Annotated in this window: 23 protein-coding genes, 1 tRNA gene and 1 pseudogene; 17 read left to right on the top strand and 8 right to left on the bottom strand. The window is 41.3% G+C overall.

What is annotated here, in order from left to right:
• Positions 1–110 precede the first annotated feature (110 nt).
• Together GNF10_RS16110 and GNF10_RS16105 are read left to right on the top strand one after the other, a co-directional pair.
• Positions 111–251, top strand: coding sequence for a hypothetical protein (locus tag GNF10_RS16110; protein WP_185592398.1), 141 nt, complete (start codon positions 111–113; stop codon positions 249–251).
• Between the two features lie 35 nt (positions 252–286).
• Positions 287–1,132: a DMT family transporter gene (locus GNF10_RS16105; RefSeq protein WP_260446025.1), complete on the top strand. Its 846-nt coding sequence runs from the start codon at positions 287–289 to the stop codon at positions 1,130–1,132.
• Between the two features lie 339 nt (positions 1,133–1,471).
• Here the strand turns inward: GNF10_RS16105 and ilvC are convergent, their stop codons facing one another.
• Positions 1,472–2,467, bottom strand: a complete 996-nt coding sequence (gene ilvC, locus GNF10_RS16100) for a ketol-acid reductoisomerase (RefSeq protein ID WP_069070300.1) — start codon at positions 2,465–2,467, stop codon at positions 1,472–1,474.
• Between the two features lie 245 nt (positions 2,468–2,712).
• On the opposite strand from ilvC, the gene GNF10_RS16095 reads away from it, so the two are divergent.
• The 8 genes from GNF10_RS16095 (at position 2,713) to GNF10_RS16060 (ending at position 11,695) form a co-directional block, all read left to right on the top strand.
• Positions 2,713–3,639: a DUF4349 domain-containing protein gene (locus GNF10_RS16095; RefSeq protein ID WP_185580723.1), complete on the top strand. Its 927-nt coding sequence runs from the start codon at positions 2,713–2,715 to the stop codon at positions 3,637–3,639.
• A gap of 234 nt (positions 3,640–3,873) precedes the next feature.
• The gene (locus GNF10_RS16090; protein WP_185580959.1) at positions 3,874–5,208 is read left to right on the top strand and encodes an NAD(P)/FAD-dependent oxidoreductase; all 1,335 of its coding nucleotides are present in this window, start codon (positions 3,874–3,876) and stop codon (positions 5,206–5,208) included.
• 157 nt (positions 5,209–5,365) lie between these two features.
• The gene (locus tag GNF10_RS16085; RefSeq protein WP_185580958.1) at positions 5,366–6,601 is read left to right on the top strand and encodes an LL-diaminopimelate aminotransferase; all 1,236 of its coding nucleotides are present in this window, start codon (positions 5,366–5,368) and stop codon (positions 6,599–6,601) included.
• A gap of 126 nt (positions 6,602–6,727) precedes the next feature.
• On the top strand, positions 6,728–7,345 hold the full coding sequence (locus tag GNF10_RS16080) for a Uma2 family endonuclease (protein ID WP_260446026.1): 618 nt from the start codon (positions 6,728–6,730) through the stop codon (positions 7,343–7,345).
• A gap of 299 nt (positions 7,346–7,644) precedes the next feature.
• On the top strand, positions 7,645–8,514 hold the full coding sequence (locus tag GNF10_RS16075) for a zinc metalloprotease HtpX (protein WP_185584854.1): 870 nt from the start codon (positions 7,645–7,647) through the stop codon (positions 8,512–8,514).
• A 60-nt stretch (positions 8,515–8,574) separates the two neighbouring features.
• Positions 8,575–9,003, top strand: a complete 429-nt coding sequence (locus GNF10_RS16070) for a hypothetical protein (protein WP_185584855.1) — start codon at positions 8,575–8,577, stop codon at positions 9,001–9,003.
• Between the two features lie 363 nt (positions 9,004–9,366).
• On the top strand, positions 9,367–10,689 hold the full coding sequence (locus GNF10_RS16065) for a pitrilysin family protein (protein ID WP_185584856.1): 1,323 nt from the start codon (positions 9,367–9,369) through the stop codon (positions 10,687–10,689).
• 145 nt (positions 10,690–10,834) lie between these two features.
• Positions 10,835–11,695, top strand: coding sequence for a fructosamine kinase family protein (locus GNF10_RS16060; protein ID WP_185584857.1), 861 nt, complete (start codon positions 10,835–10,837; stop codon positions 11,693–11,695).
• 64 nt (positions 11,696–11,759) lie between these two features.
• Here GNF10_RS16060 and GNF10_RS16055 read toward each other — a convergent pair whose 3' ends face one another.
• A complete protein-coding gene (locus tag GNF10_RS16055; protein ID WP_185584858.1) occupies positions 11,760–12,077 on the bottom strand; it encodes a TMEM14 family protein in 318 nt (105 codons plus the stop codon).
• 87 nt (positions 12,078–12,164) lie between these two features.
• On the opposite strand from GNF10_RS16055, the gene GNF10_RS16050 reads away from it, so the two are divergent.
• The 4 genes from GNF10_RS16050 to GNF10_RS16035 all read left to right on the top strand — a co-directional run bounded on the left by GNF10_RS16050 (position 12,165) and on the right by GNF10_RS16035 (position 18,859).
• Entirely contained in the window at positions 12,165–13,520 is a 1,356-nt protein-coding gene (locus GNF10_RS16050) for an ATP-binding protein (RefSeq protein ID WP_185584859.1), read from the top strand.
• A 280-nt stretch (positions 13,521–13,800) separates the two neighbouring features.
• A complete protein-coding gene (locus GNF10_RS16045) occupies positions 13,801–15,090 on the top strand; it encodes a tellurite resistance TerB C-terminal domain-containing protein (protein WP_185584860.1) in 1,290 nt (429 codons plus the stop codon).
• A gap of 96 nt (positions 15,091–15,186) precedes the next feature.
• Positions 15,187–16,515 (top strand): ATP-binding protein, encoded by a 1,329-nt coding sequence (locus tag GNF10_RS16040; RefSeq protein ID WP_185584861.1) that lies wholly within the window; start codon positions 15,187–15,189, stop codon positions 16,513–16,515.
• A gap of 733 nt (positions 16,516–17,248) precedes the next feature.
• Positions 17,249–18,859: a serine/threonine-protein kinase gene (locus GNF10_RS16035; protein ID WP_185584862.1), complete on the top strand. Its 1,611-nt coding sequence runs from the start codon at positions 17,249–17,251 to the stop codon at positions 18,857–18,859.
• A gap of 49 nt (positions 18,860–18,908) precedes the next feature.
• Here the strand turns inward: GNF10_RS16035 and GNF10_RS39490 are convergent.
• From GNF10_RS39490 to GNF10_RS16020, 5 genes and pseudogenes are all read right to left on the bottom strand, one after another.
• Positions 18,909–19,136, bottom strand: a pseudogene (locus tag GNF10_RS39490) (cache domain-containing protein); the annotation flags it as partial.
• Complete coding sequence (locus GNF10_RS37895; RefSeq protein WP_221643401.1) at positions 19,126–19,428, bottom strand: hypothetical protein; 303 nt, start codon at positions 19,426–19,428, stop codon at positions 19,126–19,128. The gene GNF10_RS37895 and the pseudogene GNF10_RS39490, both read right to left, overlap by 11 nt.
• Complete coding sequence (locus tag GNF10_RS37890) at positions 19,365–19,625, bottom strand: hypothetical protein (protein ID WP_221643402.1); 261 nt, start codon at positions 19,623–19,625, stop codon at positions 19,365–19,367. Before GNF10_RS37890 ends, GNF10_RS37895 begins: the two co-directional genes overlap by 64 nt.
• Positions 19,626–19,867: 242 nt before the next feature.
• Positions 19,868–21,049 (bottom strand): CapA family protein, encoded by a 1,182-nt coding sequence (locus GNF10_RS16025; protein ID WP_185592044.1) that lies wholly within the window; start codon positions 21,047–21,049, stop codon positions 19,868–19,870.
• 193 nt (positions 21,050–21,242) lie between these two features.
• Positions 21,243–21,327 (bottom strand) — tRNA-Ser (locus GNF10_RS16020).
• A 587-nt stretch (positions 21,328–21,914) separates the two neighbouring features.
• On the opposite strand from GNF10_RS16020, the gene GNF10_RS16015 reads away from it, so the two are divergent.
• Positions 21,915–22,364 (top strand): orange carotenoid protein N-terminal domain-containing protein, encoded by a 450-nt coding sequence (locus GNF10_RS16015; protein ID WP_185583895.1) that lies wholly within the window; start codon positions 21,915–21,917, stop codon positions 22,362–22,364.
• Between the two features lie 454 nt (positions 22,365–22,818).
• On the opposite strand, the gene GNF10_RS16010 is transcribed toward GNF10_RS16015, so the two are convergent.
• Positions 22,819–23,172, bottom strand: coding sequence for a Spx/MgsR family RNA polymerase-binding regulatory protein (locus GNF10_RS16010; RefSeq protein ID WP_185582212.1), 354 nt, complete (start codon positions 23,170–23,172; stop codon positions 22,819–22,821).
• A gap of 322 nt (positions 23,173–23,494) precedes the next feature.
• On the opposite strand from GNF10_RS16010, the gene GNF10_RS16005 reads away from it, so the two are divergent.
• Together GNF10_RS16005 and purD are read left to right on the top strand one after the other, a co-directional pair.
• Entirely contained in the window at positions 23,495–23,677 is a 183-nt protein-coding gene (locus GNF10_RS16005; RefSeq protein ID WP_041565423.1) for a hypothetical protein, read from the top strand.
• A gap of 345 nt (positions 23,678–24,022) precedes the next feature.
• Positions 24,023–25,306 (top strand): phosphoribosylamine--glycine ligase, encoded by a 1,284-nt coding sequence (gene purD / locus GNF10_RS16000; RefSeq protein WP_185582213.1) that lies wholly within the window; start codon positions 24,023–24,025, stop codon positions 25,304–25,306.
• The last annotated feature ends 224 nt before the right edge of the window (positions 25,307–25,530 follow it).

Here is a 25,530-nt window from a genome sequence, read left to right as displayed (position 1 = left end):
AATTACCAAAATCAGATTAAGTAAATGGGCGTAAATAATTGCCGTTGAGATAAGGCAATAAGTATAAGGATTTTATCCTACTTAATTTTTTTACAAAGTTTGTTTTTATTGTGCCAACTTGCTTCGTAGAACTTTCCCAAGTAAAAATCTTAAATTCAGAAGACGCTGACTGGATACAGGAAAATCAACATTCTCTATGCGATCGCATTCTCTATGGATGTAAAGAAACATTATTCAATCAATTAATTTGATGCAAATTGAAAATACGTTGCGTTTAAAAGGAATAATGCTGCTTATCCTTGTCAATGTAATTAGCGCTACAACTTTTCCATTGACTAAAGACATCCTTTCCAGCCTTCCACCCAGTGCATTAATCGCTACACGCTTTGTCATCGCTGCCGCAGTTTTGGCTGCAAATTTACGTAATATTAACGTACTTTTATTGCGTGATGCTACAGTCTTAGGGCTTTTGCTTTTCTTTTACTTGGCTATAGAAACAATTGCACTCAAGACTATACCAGCGAATCGGGCTGCATTCATTGGTAGTTTGAACGCACTCATTGTCCCGCTACTAGCATGGCTAAGTGGTCAGCGTGTACCGTTAAGAACTTTCTTAGCTGCTGGAGTCGCCGTGATCGGTATTGGCGTGATGTTTTGGGAAGGGGGAGAACTAGGAATTGGCGATCTGTTGATGTTCGTTGATGCTTTTGTCTATGCAGGCTACATACTTTTCCTAGAGCGAGTCGCCTCCCGTCACCCCACTTTAACACTCACTAGTGTTCAACTTTTGTTCATTGCGGTGCTAGGTCTACTCTGGAATAACACGCAAATTCTTAACCAATTTGAGGTAATTCACCAGCATTGGGGAGTGATTGTCTACTTAGGGCTGTTGGCGACGGCTGCTGTTATCTGGCTGCAAACATTGGCACAGCAATGGGTTTCAGCCGACGAAACAGCTTTACTTTATACACTTGAGCCATTGTTCGCCACAATTTTCTCGTTTTGGCTACTTGGAGAACATCTGGGAATACGCGGTCTAATTGGCGCGATTCTTGTCTTAGTTGCTCTGCTTCTAAGTCAAAGCTCTCAAAAAATTGAGCCGGAAGCAAAAGTTGAGGTACAGAGTGGTTGAGGGGCTTTTACCTCGAAAGTGAAATGTAACTAAATTATCTAGGACTACGAAACCACTGAAATATGAACCAATTACTGTGTCGCGGTGCTTGTGCAAATCTCTATCCTGTCGAGGGAAAACATTAGGATTCAAATTCCGCGAACAAATGTTGCGCGATCGCTATGGAGAGTACATTGCAGATTATCTCAAAATCTAAAGCAAACGATGTTATTTAAAATGCACTTATTCTACGCATTTTAAATAACATCTATAGCGGCATGAAAAATAATTTTGCGTAATTTCAAAATCATTGTAGAGACGTTTCATTGCAACGTCTCTACATTCAGATCCTTGTTTTGCTTAAGCTTTTTTCAACCAGCTAAACATAGCGCGTAAATCTTTACCAACTTCCTCAATTTTGTGTTCAGATTCTTTACGACGCATGGCGGTAAATCCTGGTTTACCAGCTTGGTTTTCGAGAACAAATTCTCGTGCAAATTGCCCAGATTGAATTTCGCTGAGAATTTTCTGCATTTCAGCTTTAGTTTGTTCGGTAACAATCCTTGGCCCACGAGTGTAATCGCCATATTCAGCTGTGTTAGAAATGCTGTCGCGCATTTTAGCTAAACCGCCTTCTACTACCAAGTCAACAATCAGCTTGACTTCATGCAGACATTCAAAATAAGCCAATTCTGGTTGATAACCAGCTTCTACCAAAGTTTCAAATCCGGCTTTGATTAAAGCACTCAAACCACCGCACAATACTGCTTGTTCACCAAATAAGTCTGTTTCGGTTTCTTCGCGGAAAGTGGTTTCGAGAACACCAGCGCGAGTCCCACCGATACCTTTAGCATAAGACATGGCGCGATCGCGTGCCTGACCACTGGCATCTTGATAAACTGCAAACAGCGCTGGTACACCTTCCCCACCTTCATAAGTCCGCCGTACCAAATGCCCCGGCCCTTTTGGTGCTACCATCACCACATCTACGTTAGCCGGTGGTACAACTTGCCCAAAGTGAATATTGAAACCGTGGGCAAAGGCTAACACATTTCCTTCTTCGAGATTTGGTTCAATCTCGTTTTTGTAAATCGTTTTTTGGACTTCATCCGGTAACAAAATCATGATAAAGTCGGCAGCGTTGGCAGCATCTGCGACATTCTTCACAGTTAACCCAGCAGCTTCAGCTTTTGCTACTGACTTACTACCCGGATATAGTCCCACAATCACATTCAAACCACTATCTTTGAGATTGAGAGCGTGGGCATGACCTTGAGAACCATAGCCGATAATAGCAATAGTTTTTCCAGCCAAAAGGTCTAAATTGGCATCTTCGTCATAGTACATCCGGGCCATAGAAGCATCTCCTGTCAGCAAGCATCGTCATTTATTGGCAGGCTTACGATTGTACCCCAAATTGAGTAACCACAGATGAACTGTCAACCATCGAATTTTATCCCTTTGAACTCAAAGGGAGCAGAGAAGCAATGCTCAATTCCCAATACCCAATCACTAATCCTGTTACATAAATCGCAACAATACAGGTTTTGAGTTTTCTTTCAGCAATACTGGGTTTAACTTCATCCATCCGAGGATAGATTATGTACGCTTCGACTAAATTGCCCCGCACATCTGCTTTATTTGTGAGTGCGCTATTAGGAGGGGTGATTTTCACTAGTTGCGCCTCTTCCCCTCAGTTAGCAAATAAGGAGTTACCTCGAATTGCAGCCGATGGTGCGGGAAATCCAGCATCTGCATCGGCTCGTGAAAACAGTATTTCTCAAAATGCAGAAGCTGCACCAATAGCGCGTTCTCGTCCCCAACTCATTAAAAAGGCAGCAATTTCTTTGACTGTCAATTCTGTAGATAAGACTGTAGATGCTGTTTCGCAAATTATCAATAAACAGCAAGGGGATTTAATCGGGTTGAAACAACAACAACCCAAAAGTGACAACCCACGTTACACAGCAACAATCCAATTGCGGATACCAGAGAATCGGCTAGAACCTACCCTGGAAGAACTAGCTAAATTGGGCACTGTAGAGAGTCGTAATATTACTGCGGAAGATGTAGGCGATCGCTTGGTGGATTTCCAAGCCAGATTAACCAATTTACAAAAAACTGAAGCCAATTTGCAAAAAATTATGGATCGGGCGGGTTCTGTTAGGGATGTGCTGAGTGTTGCCCAAGAATTAAGTAATGTCAGACAAACAATAGAGCAAATTGATGCCCAACTCAAAAGCTTACAAAATCAAGTTGCTTATTCCACCATTACGCTCAACCTTGAAGCAGCAGTTTCTAGCACCAGTCCCCAACCTGCTTTTGGTTTGCAAGTTCAGGAAACTTGGAATAACTCTACCCATTCTTTGAGTGCATTTTCCGTTGGCTTACTCAAGCTGGGTATTTGGTTAATTGTTTACAGTCCCTATTTGTTAATTTTTGCTGCTCTTATCTATGGCTTTAACCGTTGGCGACGAAATCATTCACCAAGTTTGACACAAGCACCAGAATCAACTGGTTCTGAATGAATTTGCATAAATCCTCCATCTACCGTTGATAAATTTACATAAGCAAAGAGTATGTTAAATATTGCCAAATCTTATTGTCTAACCCTCTATCTTTAAAAGTTCTATTTATCCTGTAGTTTTGATTGCTTTAATCATTCTTCAAATGTAAACAGGAATACAAAATATATGATGACAATTTTGATACAAATTTGTTAAGAATAGTTACAATAGTCAGAATACCGGATAATATTTCTTATGGTAAATTCTCTTGACAATAATCCACCTCATAAAGTAGTTATTGTTGGTGGTGGTTTTGGGGGACTGTATGCGGCAAAAACACTCGCCAAGGCAGCAGTAAACGTTACTCTCATCGATAAACGTAACTTTCATCTATTTCAACCCCTTTTATATCAAGTAGCCACAGGTGCGCTATCTCCTGCTGATATTTCCTCACCGTTGCGTTCTGTCCTCAGCAAGAGCAAGAATACAAAAGTGCTGCTGGGAGAAGTGAATAATATTGATCCAGAAGCAAAACAAGTGACTGTGGGCGACGAAGCAATAGCTTACGATACGTTGATTGTTGCCACAGGTGCAAAGCATTCCTACTTTGGTAAAGATAACTGGGAAGAATTCGCCCCAGGCTTGAAAACTGTAGAAGATGCCATAGAAATGCGTAGCCGGATTTTTTCAGCCTTTGAAGCCGCAGAAAAAGAAACCGATCCAGAAAAACGCCGTGCTTGGTTAACTTTTGTAATTGTTGGTGGTGGCCCAACTGGTGTAGAGTTAGCTGGTGCGATCGCAGAATTAGCAAATCAAACCCTCAAAGAAGATTTCCGCAACATCGACACATCGGAAGCGAAAATTTTGCTATTAGAAGGGTTGGATCGCATTTTGCCACCCTTTGCACCAGAGTTATCACAAGAAGCAGAAGCATCCTTAACGCGCTTGGGGGTGATTGTCCAGACAAAAACGCTGGTAACGAATATTGAAAATGATACTGTCACCCTCAAACAAGGCGATGAAGTTAAAGAAATTGCCTCAAAAACGGTATTATGGGCAGCAGGTGTAAAAGCTTCAGCAATGGGAAAAGTGCTAGCAGAACGCACAGGTGCTGAGTGCGATCGCGCTGGACGGATTATCGTTGAACCTGACTTGAGTATTAAGGGACATCCCAATATTTTTGTAGTTGGTGACTTAGCAAATTTTTCTCATCAAAATGGTAAACCGTTACCCGGTGTTGCACCTGTAGCCAAGCAAGAAGGTGAATATGTAGCAACATTAGTGCAACAGCGACTTGCAGGTAAAAGTTTGCCACCCTTTGCTTATACCGATCATGGTAGTTTAGCAATGATTGGGCACAATTCTGCTGTAGTCGATTTGGGCTTTATCAAGCTGAAAGGTTTCTTTGCATGGCTGTTTTGGCTGGTGATTCACATCTACTTCTTAATTGAATTTGACAACAAATTAGTAGTAATGATTCAGTGGGCATGGAATTATTTCACCCGTAATCGTGGAGCAAGATTAATTACAGGTAAAGAATCAATCACGGAGTTTGTAATTGCCGATAATAAACAGCCTGTAAATGTCTAATTGGGAATTTATCATTAGTCATTAGTCATTTGTCATTTGTCATTAGTTATTCTCCTCTGCTCCTCGGTCACTGAGCGTAGCCGAAGTGCCACTCCCCACTCCGCGCCCTCATAAATTAGCAGTAAGCTATTTGAGGGCGTTTTTCATAATCTACATAATGGCAACTATTAACGACAACTACCTGAAGCTGAAAGCGGGTTATCTGTTTCCAGAAATTGCTCGGCGGGTGAATGCCTTTGCAGAAGCGAATCCTGATGCTAAAATCATCCGGCTGGGCATTGGTGATGTTACCGAACCTCTGCCGGAGGCTTGCCGCACAGCTATGATTAAAGCTGTGGAAGAAATGAGCGATCGCAATACCTTCAAAGGCTACGGGCCAGAGCAAGGCTATGCTTGGTTACGGGAGAAAATTGCTACTCACGATTTCCAAGCACGGGGAGCCAATATAGATGCTTCCGAAATCTTTATCTCCGACGGTTCCAAGTGCGATACCGGCAATATTCTAGAAATCTTTGGTCATGATAACATCATCGCTGTTACTGACCCAGTTTACCCTGTGTATGTAGACACTAACGTTATGGTGGGTAATACGGGAGATGCTAACGATAAAGGCGAGTTTGAAGGCTTAGTTTATCTGCCAATTACGGCTGATAACAACTTTATCGCAGAGATTCCCTCAAAGAAAGTCGATTTAATTTATCTCTGCTTTCCCAATAACCCCACTGGCGCAACTGCTACCAAGGAATATTTAAAGGCATGGGTAGACTATGCCAAAGCTAATGGCTCGATTATTTTCTTTGATGCAGCCTACGAAGCTTATATTACCGATCCATCGATTCCTCACTCAATTTATGAAATAGAAGGTGCAAGAGATGTTGCGATCGAATTCCGGTCTTTTTCCAAGAATGCAGGCTTTACAGGAACTCGTTGCGCCTTAACCGTTGTACCGAAGACACTCACAGGAAAAGCCGCCGATGGTTCCGATGTAGAACTGTGGAAACTCTGGAATCGTCGCCAGTCTACCAAATTTAATGGTGTTTCTTACATTGTTCAACGGGGAGCCGAAGCGGTTTACTCTGAAGAAGGGCAAGCACAAATCAAAGGATTGGTTAGTTTCTATCTAGAAAACGCCAAAATTATCCGCGAGAAACTCACAGCCGCCGGATTGTCAGTTTATGGTGGCGTGAATGCACCTTACGTTTGGGTAAAAACTCCTAATGGTTTATCCAGTTGGGAATTCTTTGATAAGTTGCTGCAAACTGTCAACGTTGTGGGGACACCCGGTTCTGGCTTTGGTGCTGCGGGTGAAGGTTACTTCCGCATTTCGGCGTTTAACAGCCGGGAGAATGTCGAAGAAGCGATGAAGCGGATTACCGAGAAGTTTAAGGTGTAAGCGATCGCTTTTGTTAAACTCAATCTATTAGTCTAAAGGTTACGGTGGGCTGTATTATCCACCGCAACCTGATAGATATTGAATTTTCAATTTTGAATTTTCAATTTTGAATTGGAGCGAAGCGACATGACTGCTGCTATCCGGATGCAGTTAGCACCTGGTAGCGCAGTGACTATTCCTGATGTTAGCTGGCAAGAATTTGAATCTATTTTAGAAGAATTGGGACAAAAAAGAACTACGCGAATTGCCTACAGCCAGGGTACTTTAGAAAGTATAGCTCCTTTACCAGAACATGAAATTCCCAAAGATTTAATTTCTGATATTGTCAAAATGTTGCTAAAGGCTAAAGATATCAAATATCAACCTTTTGGCTCCACCACCTTTAAACGGCAAGGTCTGGCAGGAGTTGAACCTGATGCTTGCTTTTATCTTCAGAATTATCAACAAATGATTGGTCATGACCGCTTACAACCTGATGATCCACCGCCAGATTTAGCCATTGAAACTGATGTCACATCAAAAACTACTCTTGATGCTTATGAAGCCATTGGAGTCCCAGAATTATGGGTTTACGACAGTGGAAACCTTTCTATTTATTTGCTCAGAGATGGGACATACATAAAATCTAATACCAGTCCTAATTTTGAAGATATAGCTATTACTCAAATTATTCCTGCTGCCGTGGAATGCAGTTGGCAAGTAGGAAGTTTTCAGGCTTTGGAAGAATTGGAAGCGATGATTTAGTAAACAGGTCAAATTGACATAATTGTTTCATACTATAACTCCTTAATTTCTGCCTGAATAAACAATTTACTTCTACAGATAGATGTCTCCTTAGTATCTATAGAAATAAATTTTATTACCAAAAGAAGAAGTATCAAAAAAAACTAAATTATTTTTTATAAAAGTTAAGTAGGAAAACCGTACTTATCTGATAGGTTTTCTGTACTATATATCTAAGTTTAGCTGGATACAATCAAAGTATGGCTTAAGTAATGCTGTTTTCTAGAAAATTTATACAGCATTAGTAGGAGAGCGAAAATATGGGAAATCAAGTGAAAACGGCTGCTTTACTAGCTGCATTAAGTGGTCTTTTGATCGCAATTAGTTACTGGGTAATTGGCGGTAGTAGTGGCTTAATAATTGGAATTGGCTTGGCAGCAGCAACAAATCTATTTTCCTGGTATCAATCAGATAAGATTGCTCTGGCAGTATATCAGGCCCAGCCTGTGAATGAAGGAGAAGCACCAGGACTTTATCGGATGGTGCAGAGATTAAGCGATCGCGCTAACATTCCCATGCCTAGAGTTTACATTGTCCCAAGCCAAGGTGCTAACGCCTTTGCTACTGGGCGCGATCCAGAACACGCTGCTGTAGCTGTCACCGAAGGCATTTTGAATATATTGCCAGACGACGAACTCGAAGGTGTTATCGCCCACGAACTTACCCACATTATTAATCGTGACACCCTGACACAAGCTGTTGCTGCTACCGTTGCTGGTGCGATCTCATTCCTAGCGCAAATGGTGAGTTACGGCTTATGGATTGGCGGTGGTTCACGAGATAACAACAGAGGCGGTAATCCTTTGGGCGTTTTGTTAACAGTAATGCTTGCGCCATTGGCTGCAACGATTATTCAGCTAGCAATTTCGCGCACACGAGAATTCTCTGCTGATGCAGGTTCTGCTAGATTAACTGGTAATCCCCGTGCATTAGCTAGGGCATTACAACGCTTAGAAGCCTCAGCAAAACAGATCCCTTTAAATGCCAATCCAGCTTTTGAACCGTTATTAATTATCAATTCTATCTCTGGACAGTTTTTAGGTAACTTATTTTCCAGTCACCCTGCTACAGAAGCACGAGTTGCAGCATTATTGAAATTAGAGCAACAACTGCCAACAAAAGCTTATTGATTTGTCATTTGATGTAGTTTTCATCCAAGAGTAAATTTTGCAATTAAGGATGTTTTAACTATGAATGCTAACAACATCGAATCCTTTGAAAGCACAGTCATTGAATCTACAGAATCCATAGTAATTGTAGAAATTAGTTCTCAAACCGACGAACTAGTAGAAACCGAAATGGCTAACGAAAGTGATGAAGTGAAGCGCGAAACCAAAGCGCTGATTGAGGCACTAAAAAGACGCGCTCAAGCTGAGGCTGATTCAGCAGGAACTCTCACACGTGAAACCTATTTGAAAGCTGTGCGACAAGCACGAGAATTGGTTGAAGGGAGAAAACTGATGCAACGCGATCGCTTAGAGGACTCTTGGGCGGTAATTCAGGATGAAGTTGAGAGAAACTGGTATTTATTGATGAAAGACTTAGTGGACTTCAATTTTCGCCTGCAAAAGGCGGCTATCGCAGCTTGGAAAACCTTTAATAATCCTTACTCTCGTTAGTTCGTGTAACCTCTCTCTGTCTTAAGCTAAAGTTCAAAACTTGTCCTTCTCCGAGTCGGTGAGGGACAAGTTTTGTGTAGTAAGGGATTTCCAAGAAATAAATTATCGAACCACAGAGGCAAGGCAGCGCGGTCTTCTCCCAAAGGGATAGGCTACTGCCGTAGCCCGAAGGGCTGTAGGGGGTTTCCCCCATGAGCGACTGCCGCGCAGAGAACACAGAGTGAGGAGGAATGGAGAGATTTTGCAATCGACTTGGGGATATTTTTTTATTTGAAAGTTCTAAAGCTAGAGAAAGGTCTTTTTATATAGATTTTGCGTCGCGGATAAGATAAAGAGGTAACGTAGCTCCTCACACAAGTAGCAATGACTTCAACCCTGCGGAAATTTACTCGTCTTCATAGCCCAACCCTGCATCAGTTACCCAATGGTTTGACAATCATAGCGGAGCAGATGCCAGTTGAAGCTGTAAACCTCAACTTATGGATTAAAGTTGGTTCAGCCGTCGAATCTGATGCCATTAACGGTATGGCTCACTTTTTAGAACACATGATTTTTAAAGGAACAGAACGTCTGGCTAGCGGCGAGTTTGAACGTCGAATTGAAGAACGGGGTGCTGTCACCAATGCCGCTACCAGCCAAGACTATACTCATTACTATATAACTACTGCCCCCAAAGATTTTGCCCACCTTGCTCCATTACAAATAGATGTAGTATCAAATGCTAGTATTCCCGATGATGCTTTTGAACGTGAGCGATTAGTAGTTTTAGAAGAAATTAGGCGTTCAGAGGATAATCCCCAACGGCGGACATTTCGCCGGGTAATGGAGACAGCATATAATGAGCTACCTTATCGTCGTGCAGTATTGGGGCCAGAATCGGTAATTGCCGAACTTAAACCCCAGCAGATGCGGGATTTTCATCATAGTTGGTATCAACCCCAGTCAATTACTGCTGTAGCTGTGGGCAATTTACCTGTGGAAGAATTAATTGCGATCGTTGCTGAAGGATTTACAAAAGCTAATAAAACTCAGCACTCCCGTTCGGCTACGCTCACGGCAAGCCCACTCAATACAGACGCGATTAATCGCGTTACCCACTCCTCACTAAATCCTGAGTCACCATTTACAGAAATTGTCCGCCGAGAATTTACAGATGAAAGTCTCCAGCAAGGGAGACTAGTGATGGTTTGGCGGGTTCCAGGAATGACGCAGTTAGATCGCACCTATGGATTGGATGTTTTAGCAGGAGTTTTGGGACACGGACGAACATCAAGACTGGTGAGGGATTTACGAGAAGAACGAGGGTTAGTTACTTCAATTTCTGTGAGCAACATGAGCAATCAGCTGCAAGGGACATTTTATATTTCAGCTAAATGTGCAGTGGAAAATTTAGCAGAAGTAGAAGATGCGATCGCTCAACACATTCGCAAAGTCCAAACCGAGTTAGTCACAGAGTCAGAAATTGCCCGTGTACGGCGGCGAGTAGCGAACAGATTTATTTTTGGCAATGAGACACCAAGCGATCGCACTGGGTTGTATGGTTACTATCATTCCTTGGTGGGAGATTTAGAACCCGCCTTTAACTACCCAGATTATATTCAGAGTCAAGATGCAACTGACTTAATGCAAGCAGCCAAAGAGTATCTTTCCCCAGATGCTTATGGTGTAGTTGTCGTTAAGCCGTAAAGTGAAGAAGGCAGGAGGCAGGAGGCAGATCGCTTTTAGCGTCTCCCCTTGGGAGAAGGCAGGAGGTTGGAAGAAGAATTTTTCCCCTGCTCTTGCTCTCTGTCCTTTGCTCCCTCGTCCCCACTCCCATATCCCCAGTTCAATCATGTGGACTCAAATCGACACCCATATTAGCCAGGTGACTGGCGAGAAATTTCAGAGTCAGCAACGGCGATCGGTTGGTGGTGGATGTATCAACCAAGGTTATGCTGTTTCCAATGGTGAGATTACCTACTTCGTCAAGCTCAACCTTGCATCCCAAGTTGCGATGTTTGAGGCTGAGGCATTGGGTTTAAAAGAAATGCTAGCAACAGCTAGTATTCGCATCCCAAAACCTATTTGCTCGGGTGTAGCTGAGAACTCTAGCTACATTGTGCTGGAATGGTTAGAACTTGGTAATGGCAACAGCAATTCGTGGCAAGTGATGGGGCGCAAGTTGGCGGCGATGCATCAAGCTAGCAGTAGCCAAGGTTTTGGTTGGAAAATTAACAATACCATTGGTTCAACGCCCCAAATCAATACTTGGACAGCAGATTGGACAGAATTTTATATTAAACATCGCCTTGGTTATCAATTTCAGTTGGCAAGGCGACGGGGAGAAAGTTTCCCCCAGCAAGAAAAACTACTAGCAGCTATCCCTGAACTATTGGCGCACCAAGTACAACCTTCTTTAGTACATGGCGATTTATGGGGTGGAAATGCCGGGTGTACTGCGTCAGGAGAACCCGTGATTTTTGATCCAGCAACTTATTTTGGCGATCGCGAAGTTGATATTGCCATGACAGAATTATTTGGTGGGTTCCCCGCAGCTTTTTACAAAGGTTACAACGAAGTTTTTCCTTTAGATGCAGGCTATGAGCAGAGAAAAACACTCTATAACCTTTATCACATTTTGAATCACTTCAATTTATTCGGGGGAGGTTATGCTTCCCAAGCGAACCGGATGATTGACCAGATTTTGCGCTAACTACATACAACTTTGCGTACCTTTGCGCTTCCCTTTGCGTTCCTCTGCGTTTAAATTTCACCCCTCAATTCCCCACCATTTGACTCACCATCACCGCCAAGGCCAACATCCCCAAAATCGTCATTAATCCCGCCGGCATAAACTTACGTGTTTTAGCTAGTCGAAAAGCAAAGACTACCACTAAAACACTAGTCACTAACAGCGCTAAAATCAAACCCCAGGTTTGTCCTTGGAGTTGAAAGTAAGCTGCAAGTATTAGTAATAAACCGCTAATGCTACCACTTAAGAGTGAAACCTTACTTCTAGCCTGAGTATAGCCAATAATTCCACCAGCGATCGCTAATATGCCGTAGGCAAAAGCAGCAATTATACTTAAATTCATTGTTAATACATCTGTAGATTTTGACTTTACTGCCAAGGTCAGCCGACAATTTACCATAGCTAAATAGCTATACCACACAGTTGATTGATGGATAATCAAGCGATGCCAATAACAAGTACTACCTCATATACAAAAGTCCAATATCTCCAGCGTCAAGCGGCCTCACTTTTACTGTACCAGTCTGTTCTTCAAGGCGAAGTGGGGATAGCATTTCTAGAACTGTTGCAAGCTATACGTTACACTGACTCTGATGCACGGGGTTGTCTCGAAGCCTACGGTCGTTACTTCCACGCTTTAGCTGCTAAAAATCAAAACTGGGAAGACTATTTAATTACTCAACTTCTCTTCTCTAAGAATCCTTTTACAAAATTGGCCCAAGTGAAAGAATTTGAAGAACTGCCCCCAGCTTTAGTAGCAGCAGTACAACATGATTTACAAATATTGCAAAGTCTCTATGAATGTAGCAGCGCCTCTTTGAGTGAGTGGATACAAAGCGTAGCTCACATGCCGATTTCGCCAGTAGTGTGGTATAAAGAGCAAGAATTCGTAGGAGTAGAGACAAAGTTCGCTACATATTTACAAGACTTAGATAATTGGGGTGATGCTGTAGAAGAGTTGGCGGCTTATTATCGGCAATGTGGCTCTGGTTTATTTGCAGAATATCGCGCTTTACGTTGGCAAGCTGGGCAATTTATCGGTATCCGATATTCTGATCCGGTCAAGTTGAGTGCGCTTGTAGGTTACGAGTCTCAAAGAGATGCTTTGTTGAAAAATACAGAGTTTTTATTATCAGGAGAGATGGCACTCCATGTATTACTTTACGGTAGTCGTGGTTCTGGCAAATCTTCTTTAGTGAAATCTTTGTTGAATGAATATAGCGAGCGTAGTCTCCGCTTATTGGAAGTGAGAAAATCTGATTTAAAAGACTTACCAGAAATTGTGGAACATTTACGAGGAGTGTCACAAAAATTTATCATCTTTGTCGATGATCTTTCCTTTGAAGAAGATGATGATGCCTTTAAAGCACTCAAGGTAGTTTTAGAAGGTAATTTAACCGCGCGACCGCAAAATGTAGTTGTGTATGCTACTTCCAATCGCCGCCATCTGATTCGGGAGTTCTTTGTGGATAGACCTACCCCCAAGGATAATGAAGAAGTCCATGCTTGGGATACGATGCAGGAGAAACTTTCGTTTAGCGATCGCTTCGGTTTAACCTTGACCTTTGAACCAGCCGATCAAAAAACTTATTTGAAGATAGTACAACATCTAGCAGCACAAGCTGAAATTAATATTACCCAAGAAGATTTGGAGTTTCAAGCATTACAGTGGGCAACTCGCCACAACGGTCGTTCTGGACGTACAGCACGGCAATTTATTGATTTTTTAAAAGCAGATTTAAGACTTTCTTATGCAAATAACAATACGTCCAATACTTCTGATTAAAATTTTTTGTTAATTACATAACAATATGATGCGCCAGTAACTAAAACTATATATTTCAGAAATACTATGATACAAAATTTTGGAAAAATGCCTTATTTAACCAAACAGAATAACCTGTGTCTTCTCATTTGTAATTACATTCGCTTATCTGCCAATGTAATTATCAATTACGTAGCTTGCTTCTCGCCTTCTGTACGAGACACTACGCCAATGGCGAGTATTACGAATTAGTATGAAACTTACTTATTCTGATAATTTCACTACGCTAAAAACGAGCAATATGCAATCAGTAACGATCAGCAATCGATTTATACTAGGAATAGTTGCCTTTAGTGTGAGTTTTGGTCTTAGTCTCGTCCCAAGCTGGGATTTTAATAAAGCTTTTCTCACAGGTTTAATTACTGCCGCTACTATCTATGCAACAGCATTATTTGTAGATAAGCGGCGGAGAAATTATGAGATGTTTGTTTTAGGTTCTCTCCGCAAACGAATTAAAGAAATGGAGGGGTTGAAAGCTCGTGTTGTCAGAGAAATAAATCAAATCGAAGAACATCATAATTTATTATATGCAGAGTCACAGCAACTCCAAAATCAAGTTACAGAAAGCCGTAACCAAAGAGATAATTTACATCGGGAACTAAGAACATTTACCGGGCAAAAAAAACAGCTAGAAACTGAAATCAATACTCTGCAAAGTGAAATTAATAACTTGCAGAAAAGTCAAACAGAATTGAACAATGCTTTTTCTATACTTACAGCAGAAAAGCGTCGTCTAGAGTCGAATTGTAATGTATCTCGTGCTGAAATCACGCAATTGCAAAGCCAAATTTCAGAACTCCAGCAAGAGAAACAAGAAGTTGAAAGTAATTTAACTCTTTTAGGCAGACTAAAACCCCAATTAGAAGAAAAACTATACGAACTGCGAATTGCAATTCAAGAGTTAGAAGTTGAGACAACCCAAAAAAATCAGTTGCTGGTAGCGGCAAAAACCGAAAGAGAAAATATTCAAGCTATCCTACATTCTTCACAAACCCAACTAGCAGAAGACAAAGCCGAATTACAGCAGTTGCAAGGGCAAATTTCATTATTGCAAGAAGAACGAGATTCATTGCAAAATCAAGTCTGGGAATTACTCCAACAACTAGAAACATTTCATCAAGAACCCTCAACTGATAATTTCTCAGAAGATGATACTGAATTGTTTCCCTTTTCTGAAATAATGGAAACTACAGCATTCATAAATAAATCGGAAATTGATACATCAGAGAATATACCTGAAGAATGGACTAATTTTTTAGAAAATCTCCCAGAATACGAACTACAAGTATTAAAAGCGATAGTCGAGCAAGATAATCCCAAGGCTGCTATTAAAAAAATTGCCGAAGCAAATATCACTATGCCGAATCTTTTAATCGATTCTATAAATGAACGGGCAAATGATACTATTGGGGAATTAATAATTAACTCAAATTCGGAAATTCCAGAAGTTTACCATGAGCATATTACCCATGTCAAAAAAATGATCGCAACGCATGAAAGTCTCATGGCTAGACATGCGTCGACAAATTAAAATATTATTGCCGTCGTAAGATTAGTAGTAAGGTGAATATGTACCTTACCTATTTAGTGCGTGCTTATGCGTTTAGAATAAAGTGAAGTGTAATACATGGCAAAGCTCAAAATCTCGAAAAAAATCTCCACTGGTTTAATCAATTCCCTTGGTGCGGGGGTAGTACCAAGAGTAGGAGTTGAATATATCGCAGTAGGTCGAGAAAAGGAACTAAAAAGCCTATTACAAAATCTTGATGATATTGCAGAAGGTGTCGCCGCATTTCGTTTCATAATTGGTAACTACGGTTCCGGGAAAAGTTTTTTATTGCAACTACTTCGTAACCGTGCGATGGAGCAAGGTTTTGTAGTAGCGGATGCTGATTTATCCCCTGAACGCCGATTAGCTGGAAGCAACAATGAAGGTGTAGCCACCTATCGAGAATTAATGAGCCACCTAGCTACAAAAACTCGTCCTGATGGTGGTGCTTTAGTTTCGATTTTAGAAGGATGGATTAATAAAATTCAACAAGAAGTGGTTAAAGAAACTGAAATGCGTCCCAATGACGATGGTTTTGATGACCGAGTTGAATCAAAAATTAGGGAAGTAGTTCAATATATTGAAGACTTAGTTCACGGTTTCGATTTTGGTAGCGTGATTATCGCTTATTGGCGTGGCTACCGAATGGATGATGATAATTTAAAAAATGCGGCGATGCGCTGGTTGCGGGGAGAATTTACTACTAAAGTTGAAGCGAAAGCAGCTTTAGGAGTGCGAGTTATTATTGATGATGATAGTTGGTATGACTATATAAAACTGTTTGCGAAATTTGTCGCTGAGATTGGTTATAAAGGACTGTTAATTTTAGTTGATGAAGCTGTACATTTATATCAAATATCTACTACAGTCACGCGGGAAAAAAATTATAATCGACTCCTGGCAATGTTTAACGATACCATGCAGTGCAAAGCTGAACATCTTGGCATTGTCGTTGGTGGAACAACTAAATTTTTAGAAGACCCCAAACGCGGACTTTTTGCAGACCAAGCTTGGCAAAGACGCACAAAAGAAAGTCGTTTTGTTGCCCAAGCTAATGTTCAAGAAAATTCAGGGCCAGTGATTCGGCTAAATCCGTTGAGTGAAGCAGAAATTTTAACCCTTCTGCAACGTTTAGCTGAGATTCATGCACTTAATTTTGGGTATGAACAAACTTTGAAAAATATTGAGTTAAAGGAGTTTGTGCAAGAAATTATTAATCGCTTGGGTGCAGAAGCATTACTGACACCAGGAGAAATTGTGCGAGATTTTATGAGTGTGCTAAATATTCTTCACCAAAATCCAGGAATTGCATTCGGTGAATTAATTCATGGCTCTAAATTTAAACCTACTGCTATGGGTAAGAATGCGAGTGTAGATGAGGATGGCGCAGCAGAATTTAGTTTGTGATTAATGATGAAGAGACTGAACAATAAAAGTAAGCACATTACTCTACAAAGTTTACTTTTTTGTAATTGGTAAGCCTAGCCAATCAAGTTCCAAAAGAGTTACAGTAAAAATATCGAGTTCATCACTGGAAATTACATATTTTTTTATACTGCCCATATTGTTAAATAATATTTATTGAAATCACTTTTGTTTATATCTAAACGTAGAATCTCTTGTCTAGAACTTGGAAGCGGATTGTGACGCTCAATGTCCTAAATTAACGCCGTGTGCGACTTTATCTCAGACCTAACCCCCAACCCCTCCCCTACAAGGGAAGGGGAGCAAGAATCAAAGCCTATCGACCTTTCGGGGAGAGGTTTGGAGAGGGGTTTTAAGAATAAGTCGCACATCGCGTTAAATTAGGACGAAATTAAAGCGTTAATTAAGAAACTATGTTGTAGCAACTAGCGCGTCGAGTCGTATTTTCTCCTTGACATTACGGATGTAGCAGATAGCTTAAGTCTTTTTCCTACTTCAGAATTTCTTTACTCCCGCGTTATCATCTGAAAAAGATAAAACTTTTGTGAGGTGGGGAGGTTTTCTCGCTTAGGGAGTTCCGACAACTAAATCATCCCGTAGAATAGACAGGTAATAAACCCTGCCTCATAAAAAATACGGAAAAATTTTAGAAATAGAAATTCCTCAAGACTCAGGACTCGCTATTTATCTGCTCACTCAGGATTCAGGACTCTTTATGTTAGCAGGCACAATTTTGCAAGATGGAAAATATACCCTAATTCAAGAAATAGGGCGGGGTGGCTTTGGTATTACATTTAAAGCTACCCATCACTACTTGGGCCAGGAGGTGGTGATGAAAACCATCAATGAACGGCTGCGACAACATCCTGATTTTGCGAAATTTGAGCGCCAATTCCAAGATGAAGCCAGACGATTAGCTACGTGTATTCATCCAAATATAGTCCGAGTCAGTGACTTTTTTGTGGAAGCTGGACTGCCTTACATGGTAATGGAATACATTCGTGGCGAAACCTTGGGAGACGCATTTGTATTACCAGGAATAACTTTGCCTGAAGCCACAGCAATTCATTACATTCGGCAAATTGGAGCAGCTTTACAGGTAGTACATAACAATGGTTTGCTGCACCGAGATGTCAAACCAGATAATATTATTCTTCGTCAAGGAACACAAGAAGTAGTACTAATTGATTTTGGCATTGCCAGGGAATTTAATGGCAATGTCAGACAGACTCACACTGGTCTGGTTTCTGAAGGTTATTCTCCAATTGAGCAGTATTTGACGCAAGCGCCGCGCACACCTGCCACCGATGTTTATGGTTTAGCGGCAACTTTGTATTCACTGTTGACAGCACAAGTACCTATGCCAGCATTATTGCGCGATCGCGAACAAATGCCTTCCCCCCGCGAATTGCAACCACACTTGAGTGCTGCTGTCAACCAGGCAATAATGCGCGGTATGGCGGTGGAGTCTCGTTTTCGACCAGCGACAGTTGCCGAGTGGTTACAACTCCTACCTGGAAATGAGGGGCTGATGACACCGGAAGCCTTAGCAACTTATGCAGTCCCAACTGTCAATTTATCTGCTCAACAAGCTGCAACTTTACTTGGAAAAACTGGCCAAAATCGCCTTCATAAGCCATCTGTGCTGGCACAGCCCAACCCAGGCATCGCTAAAGGAAATCCACTGGCAAAAAAACCGGGATCATCTCAAATACTCATAGGTGTAGGTGTAGCCTTGGTTGCTGCTACAGCAGGTTTTGGCATCACTAGTATTTTACCCAAATCTCAGCCGCAGCCAACCACAAAGCCGCTTTTTGAACAGCCTACTCAACAACCAGCCGCGAAAGCACCCAGTTTCGAAAATGGTGAAGAGACTAACACCACCTCAAGAACAGAATCAGCACCTCTTTCTAATTCCAAGCAGCGCCGACGTAATCGCCGTTCTTCCCCCGAAGAAACTCCTAGCAGCCCTACAGGAGAATCACAACGGGGTGATTTGCAGAAATCTCCATCTTCACCTAGCGTTTCCCCCACACCCTCGCTAGTGGAAAAACTACGGGCGATCCGGTCATCTCGTAGTGCTTCTCCCGCACCATTGCCACAAAATAACTCACCCGCTTCTAATCAGAATTCTGCTTCCCCTGAACCGATAATTCCACCAAATTCTGTGGTTATACCAGCAGCACCACCGACACAATCCAAACAGTCAGATCCTTCTGCTGTAGTAGTACCAACATTAGAAAAGCAAAATTCACCAACTGATAATCAACCCCAGAGCAATCGCAAATTGCCAGAAAAGCTACAAGATGACATGAGCGATCAATGATAAAGGTTTGTCCCGTCTGACCCACCTTTAGCTTCTTGAGAAAATTATGAATTTTGTTAATCCGAAAAAGATTATTTTGAACTCCTAAGAACACCCCATTGCTGTTGTATATGGGTTGGGTTAGAGAAATTGAAGGGATTTTAATCGAGTTGCCCAAAAAAGGCTTTGTCCAGGTTGGTTTTCCAGCTTTCTGTGCAGTTTTATACCAAGGCCGAGGTCGAGGGTCAAAATTGGCTATAGTTTCTATCAATGCAGTCCGTTGACCTTTATTTATCATCAAGTTGGTAGATTTTGCGCTGAGGTAGATCCTTTTTGTTCCTAATCAAAGCCACGATGCCTGTATTCGGTAAATCTTCTACTTGTATACTCGTGCCGTCAGCCATCGCAATTTGCATAAATTCTACTATATCTTGGCTGACTAACCGCCAAAAAGGCCGTTCCAGTTTGGTGACATCGGTTAAATCAAGCTGTCCCTCTTGAGCAGCTGCGACGATCACTTGTCCAGTCACATAAGGTCTTTCCAAATAGTCCAGACTTGCAGGTTGAGGCGATCGCTCATCTCTTGACATAACTGACCAGAAACATCATTGACTGCCTTCTGCCCATTACGCAAGGAAATATACCCCGTTAGCCCAACGGCTGCAAAGATTTGCAGGACAAATGGAACAATCAAGAGCGATCGCAATGGCAAACGGTGAATCAAGTTACGAGCTATGATTTTTTTTTGAACAGGAAGACATAACTGCTGACTCCTATAAACTGGCAATGCTGAAGTGTGCTATCGCCCTTACAGGAAAATCCTTAAACGCTTAAGGATTTTCCTGATGGGGCTTTTCGGGATTACAGATTTATCTTATAAAAACTAGTCAAATTAATATTTTATCGAAACAAAATTCAGGAGTCAGGAGGCACAATAGGCTAAACATTAGCCCATTGTGACTTCTGAACTCTTCTTCAATATGTAATTTCTATTATAAAAATCACGAATAGATTTTGTTTTGTTGTTAGCTAAATTTCTGATTTACTTTTCTGTACAACAACTTCCCCTTTCTTATTAATTTTTACAGGATTTTTTGGAAAAGCTTGATTATTCAAAGAACGTATAAGTTTCACAGTCCGAAAATGTTGATCGATTTGAGGGATTCCTTGGCGATTCATCCGCACAGGGATAATTTTACTTGATATCAGATTTCCCATAGAGTTGAGTTTGACTTCTAAAATCATCGAGTCACCTGTCTGGGCATTTGTAGATAAAGTTCGATATCCTAAAAAATTCCCTAAAGAATAGGCAATGATTTTTCCTTTATAAATTTCCATTGCTCTCGGAACATGAGGCCCATGTCCTAGTACTAAATCTGCTCCCGCATCAATCATATTTCGAGCAAACTGGATTGAATTACCTCGGTTTTCTCCATAAAAAAACTCTGTCTGATTCTTAACATGTAGTGCCCCAGTCCCTTCGGCTCCAGCGTGCATCGATACTACTACAATCTTTGCTTTATTTTTTGCTTCTGCTATAAGTGCTTGGGCTGCTCCTAAATTATGGATGGAATTATACATTTCATAAGGAGAAAAACCCACCATTGCCATAGGGATATTGTTAGCTTTCAAATAGAGAATTTGATTTTTATGGCCTAATGTTGCAATGCCCACAGCCTCAAGATTTCTCTTTGTATCTTTGAACCCTACCGGGCCGAAATCCATTGCATGGTTATTTGCCATATTAAACACATTAAAACCAGCCTCAGCAAATAGCCGAGCATATCCAGGTGGAGAGCGAAAAGCAAAGACTTGTCCTCTACTAGTATCTTTAGTAGTGTAAGGATAATTAGTTAAGCTACTTTCAAAGTTACCAAATAAAATATCTGATCCTTGCAAGTGGGATCTCACTGATTTTGGTAATAATTGATCTCGAAATCGGGGTAATCTATAGTTAGGAAAATTAGTGCCTGGAATAATATCTCCAACCGCTTTGATAGTAATAATACCTGAAGAAATTTGCTGTTTTGGTGTTAATGATTTAGGTTCAGGAATAGCAAAGGGTAATGATACAGGTTCAGTAGGTGTCGTCGCAGCGTTTAATTGCTGTGATTGCCCAAGCCGAATAACGACTCCTACACTAATACCCAGATATAAACAGATACTGATAAAACTAAATGAAAACCCTTTCTCCAGGCTGAGATTTGCCATCTTTCACTCCTCACACGATGGCATTAGTTTATCCCAAAAATTTGTGTTGGCGCTGTATATTTTAGTGTTTTTGGACAATATTTGACTCAGCAGCCACGTAAGTATGAGATCGTTTCACTTGCAAATAATTATACGTGCAACTTTTCAAGCCAAACAGAATCTGTTTGTCCAGTTCTTGAGAAATATTTTTAAACGGAGAGGGGGGGATTCGAACCCCCGTTGGGTTTCCCCAAAACGCATTTCGAGTGCGTCACCATGAACCGCTCGGACACCTCTCCAGATATTTATTCACACATTAGAGTATCTATCATATATGCAAATGCCGTGAATTGAGGGAAACGTTAGCTCATTTCCTATACTACTATAACATTAGCGCTTTATCTGCGTAACAGAATGCTTCGGAAACACCAAAGGCTAATTACAGCGATTTTCAGGTAAATAGACCATAGGGTAGGGGCATAAGCCTGGATTTCTCACTTGTGAGAAATCAAGGAATGTGGGAGGTGTGGGAGGATAGGGAATAAATCTGACCCCGCACACTCCCCACACTCCTCTGCCTACAGTATCGTGAGAAATCCGGGATAAGGTCTTGCACCCCTACTACGACGGATGTGGTTCAAATACATGAAAACTGCTGTAAGGTTTGTAGACATCGAAATATCTTTGCTTTCTATACATCGAAGCAGGCATTTTTGTAACTAGCAACTTGAGTTATGTATATCTGTCTTATGTGGTGAGTCTTATACCTATCCTAAGTAGGGTTATCTATCTGGATTTGTTAGTTAAGTTGTATGAAGCACTGAAAGCAATTTTCTCAGTAAGTAACTGAGGAAATCGGAATAACTTAACTTAGTTGGAGTTTTTTATGACTTACACAGTTGATGAAGCAACAAGACCAGCTTTAGAAACTTTTCAACGCTTTGATGTAGATACTCAGCTAGCCTTACTTTGGTTTGGTTATCTCGATCTTAAAGAGCAGCTAAACCCAGCACCTCCTCTAAGTGTTGAAACACCTGCCAGAGCCGTGTTTGACAAATTCTTGGACTTGTCTAAAGAGCAGCAACTGCAAGCACAACGCGACATTATTAATGGTGCAGCTAACGATATTAGCCAAACCTATAATACTCTAAGTCCCAATGCTAAATTAGATGTTTGGTTCCTGCTGGCACAAGGAATGGAGGATGGAAGCATAATTCAAGTGCCCTCCGACTATCAACTTCCTGGTGAAACTGATGAATTTGTCGCATTGATCAAAAATCTAGAGTTTGAGCAGCGGATTAATTTCATGCTAAGTGCCGTGGAAGCGATGGGTTAGCTAAGTCTAAGAACTCTACTTTCTAAAATTGGGATAATTTAACATAGCAAATTAAGCTAGACTTTGCTCCTTTTGCTTTACTTTAATAGTCTTTGACTTAGAACTACCGCAGAGATGCTTATCTTTGTGGTAGTTTTGATGCAAGTTAATATAGCAATCCTATTTTAGTTGTGAAAAATGTAAATTAGTAAACGAACCGCATAGACGCGGAGCGGCTTCCCCTAGGGTAGGACGCAAAGAAGAAAGAGATAAACCTCATCTATGTTGAAACCTAGAGTTTTTTAAAAGATATATTTATGTAGGTTGGGTGGAGTGAAACGCAACCCAACATTACCACCAAATTTTATGTTGGGTTACGCGATCGCTGCACCCAACCTACAAAACTACGGTTCTCAAGGTAGACGAGGTTTATAAGGTGCTGTAAATCAAGATTTACAGCCACTAGCCATCTAAATTAAAGCTTTAATTTTGTTTTAACTACTGCCTCATCTCTAAAGCCTACTAACACTGCTGTTCCATCTTTAACGAAAAGTGGGCGTTTTAGCAGCATTGCATCGTTAGCAAATGCGTCAATCCACTGTTGATCAGTCCAAGTCTTCTTTTCATCTCCTAAAGCTCGATAAGACTGGCCGGAGGTATTCCGCATGGGAGCAGAACCCAAACACTTCATCCAGTTTTGGATCATTTCACTGTTGGGTGGAGTTTCTTTAGTATTTATGAATTCATATTTAATGCTATTGCTTTGGAGCCACATCAGAGCTTTTTTGCAAGTGCCGCAGTTGGGAATTCCGTAAACTTGAATGGACATAAAGTAGTTAAGCAATAATTACAATTTTTATACATAATATAATCGACGTAACCCTTATTCTCAGTTTTTTGAAAGTTTATATTTTACTTCTTGTGGGTGCAAAGAGTTTATGAGAGTTTTGAACAGCAAGCACTACCTAGCCACGAGAAAATATATTATGGTATATGCACAATCTGGAGTTTTAATAGCATTAATATCTCTGTATTCGTTAAGCACGTACAATTTAGGTCGGTTATTACCCACATTAGTCTGATTGTTATTAGTCAGAATGTAGTGGTGCAGTATATTGCACTCTTACAAAAGCTAAATACAGAGGTAAAATATGTTTCCTTTTTGGGGCAATCCTTGCTATGGAAGCGAACCTATTTCGCACAAAGCTAGCTTAGAGCGGAAATTAAAATTCTTGATTTGGATACGAGATGATTTAGAGTCCAAACTGGCTGGCATTAATGCTTCTATTGATACCATCCGGCAGCAAATAGAACGCTCAGACTCAGCTACTTAAACCTCGTCTATCTTGAGAACCGTGGTTTTGTAGGTTGGGTGTAGTGATCGCGTAACCCAACATAAAATTTGGTGGTAATGTTGGGTTGCGTTTCACTCCACCCAACCTACATAAATATATCTTTTTACAAAAAACCTCAAAAATAAAGCGATCACTAGAATGCCCTATCTCTTCACGGCAATGAATGTATAATTACAAATCCTGAAACGTAGATAATTATTTCTCCCCTTTCCCTGCCTCTTATGGTCATAATGAGGCTTGCACAAGTGTGATAATTGGTGAAAAAATTGATCCGCGAGAGCCTAATCAGGTATTCTCGTTTGCAAGGGACGCACGAGGAAAGCAGTGAAAGTTTTAGTTGTAGGTAATGGAGGGCGCGAACACGCTCTGGCATGGAAACTGTTGCAATCTAAGCAAATTGAGCAAGTTGTCTGTGTACCAGGGAATGGGGGAACAGCAAGTATGGAACGTTGCCAGAACTTGCCCCTAGGAATAGATGATTTTGAAGGCATCAGCCGATATGCTCTAGAACATGACATAAATTTAGTAGTAGTTGGGCCAGAAGTACCTCTATCTCAGGGAATCACAGATTACCTTCAAGATAAAGGGTTGATGGTATTTGGCCCAATCAGAGCGGGAGCGCAAATTGAAGCGAGTAAAGCTTGGGCAAAAGCTCTGATGCAAGAAGCAGGGATTCCGACGGCGCGAAGTGCGGTATTTACGGAGGCAGGGGTAGCAAAATCTTATGTCAAGTCTCAGGGAGCGCCAATTGTCGTTAAAGCTGATGGCTTGGCAGCGGGTAAGGGTGTGATAGTAGCTGAAACAGTTGCACAGGCAGAAAGTGCTATTGATGCGATTTTTCAGGGACAATTTGGTAGTGCTGGTGAATTTGTCGTCATTGAAGAATGTTTAATTGGGCAAGAGGTATCAGTTTTAGCATTAACCGATGGGTTAACGATTCGTCCCTTGCTGCCCGCTCAAGACCATAAGCGAATTGGTGAGGGCGATACAGGCGAGAATACTGGTGGTATGGGAGCATATAGCCCAGCACCCATTGCGACACCAGAGTTGATGGCACGGATTCAAACAGAAGTCTTAGAAAGAGCGATCGCAACCTTACGAGCTAAAGGCATTGATTACCGGGGTGTGCTGTATGCTGGCTTAATGATTGCACCCGATGGCGACTTGAAGGTTTTGGAATTTAACTGTCGCTTTGGCGATCCAGAAACCCAAGTGATTTTGCCATTATTAGAAACACCCCTAGAAGAGTTACTTCTAGCCTGTGTACAACAGAGGTTAAGTGAATTACCTCCCATTGCTTGGAAAAAAGGAACATCTGCCACTGTTGTTGCCGCTTCAGGTGGTTATCCCGGAGAATATGAGAAAGGTAAGGTTATTACTGGTATTGGCAACGCAGAGGTAACAGGAGCAACTGTATTTCATGCAGGTACAAAATTAAACCAGCAACAAGAAGTTGTGACAGATGGGGGTCGAGTATTAAATGTGACTGGAATCGGAGAAAATTTTGAGCAAGCGATCGCCCAAGCCTACGCAGGGATCAAATATATTCAGTTTGAGGGCATATATTACCGGAGAGATATTGGTCATAAAGTGGTGAGTGCGAAGTAGGAAAACGAACGCTATAGTAAGCGATCGCATTGAACATATATTAGGACTTACACAAAGCTAGATGCTGTAGGGGCAATTCATGAATTGCCCCTATTGGCTATTTATTATTTGCGTAAGTCCTGGAAAGATAGGATTTTACACTGCCTGTGCCACACCCTGACAAATAGTCTAATGAGGCTATTGCTGCTCGGTCGAAGGCGTGACATCGGCGAATGGAGAAACTG

Source organism: Nostoc sp. UCD121 (genome assembly GCF_014222285.1).
In the GTDB taxonomy this organism is placed as follows: Bacteria; Cyanobacteriota; Cyanobacteriia; order Cyanobacteriales; family Nostocaceae; genus Nostoc.
This window is presented reverse-complemented; position numbering and strand designations above follow the sequence as displayed.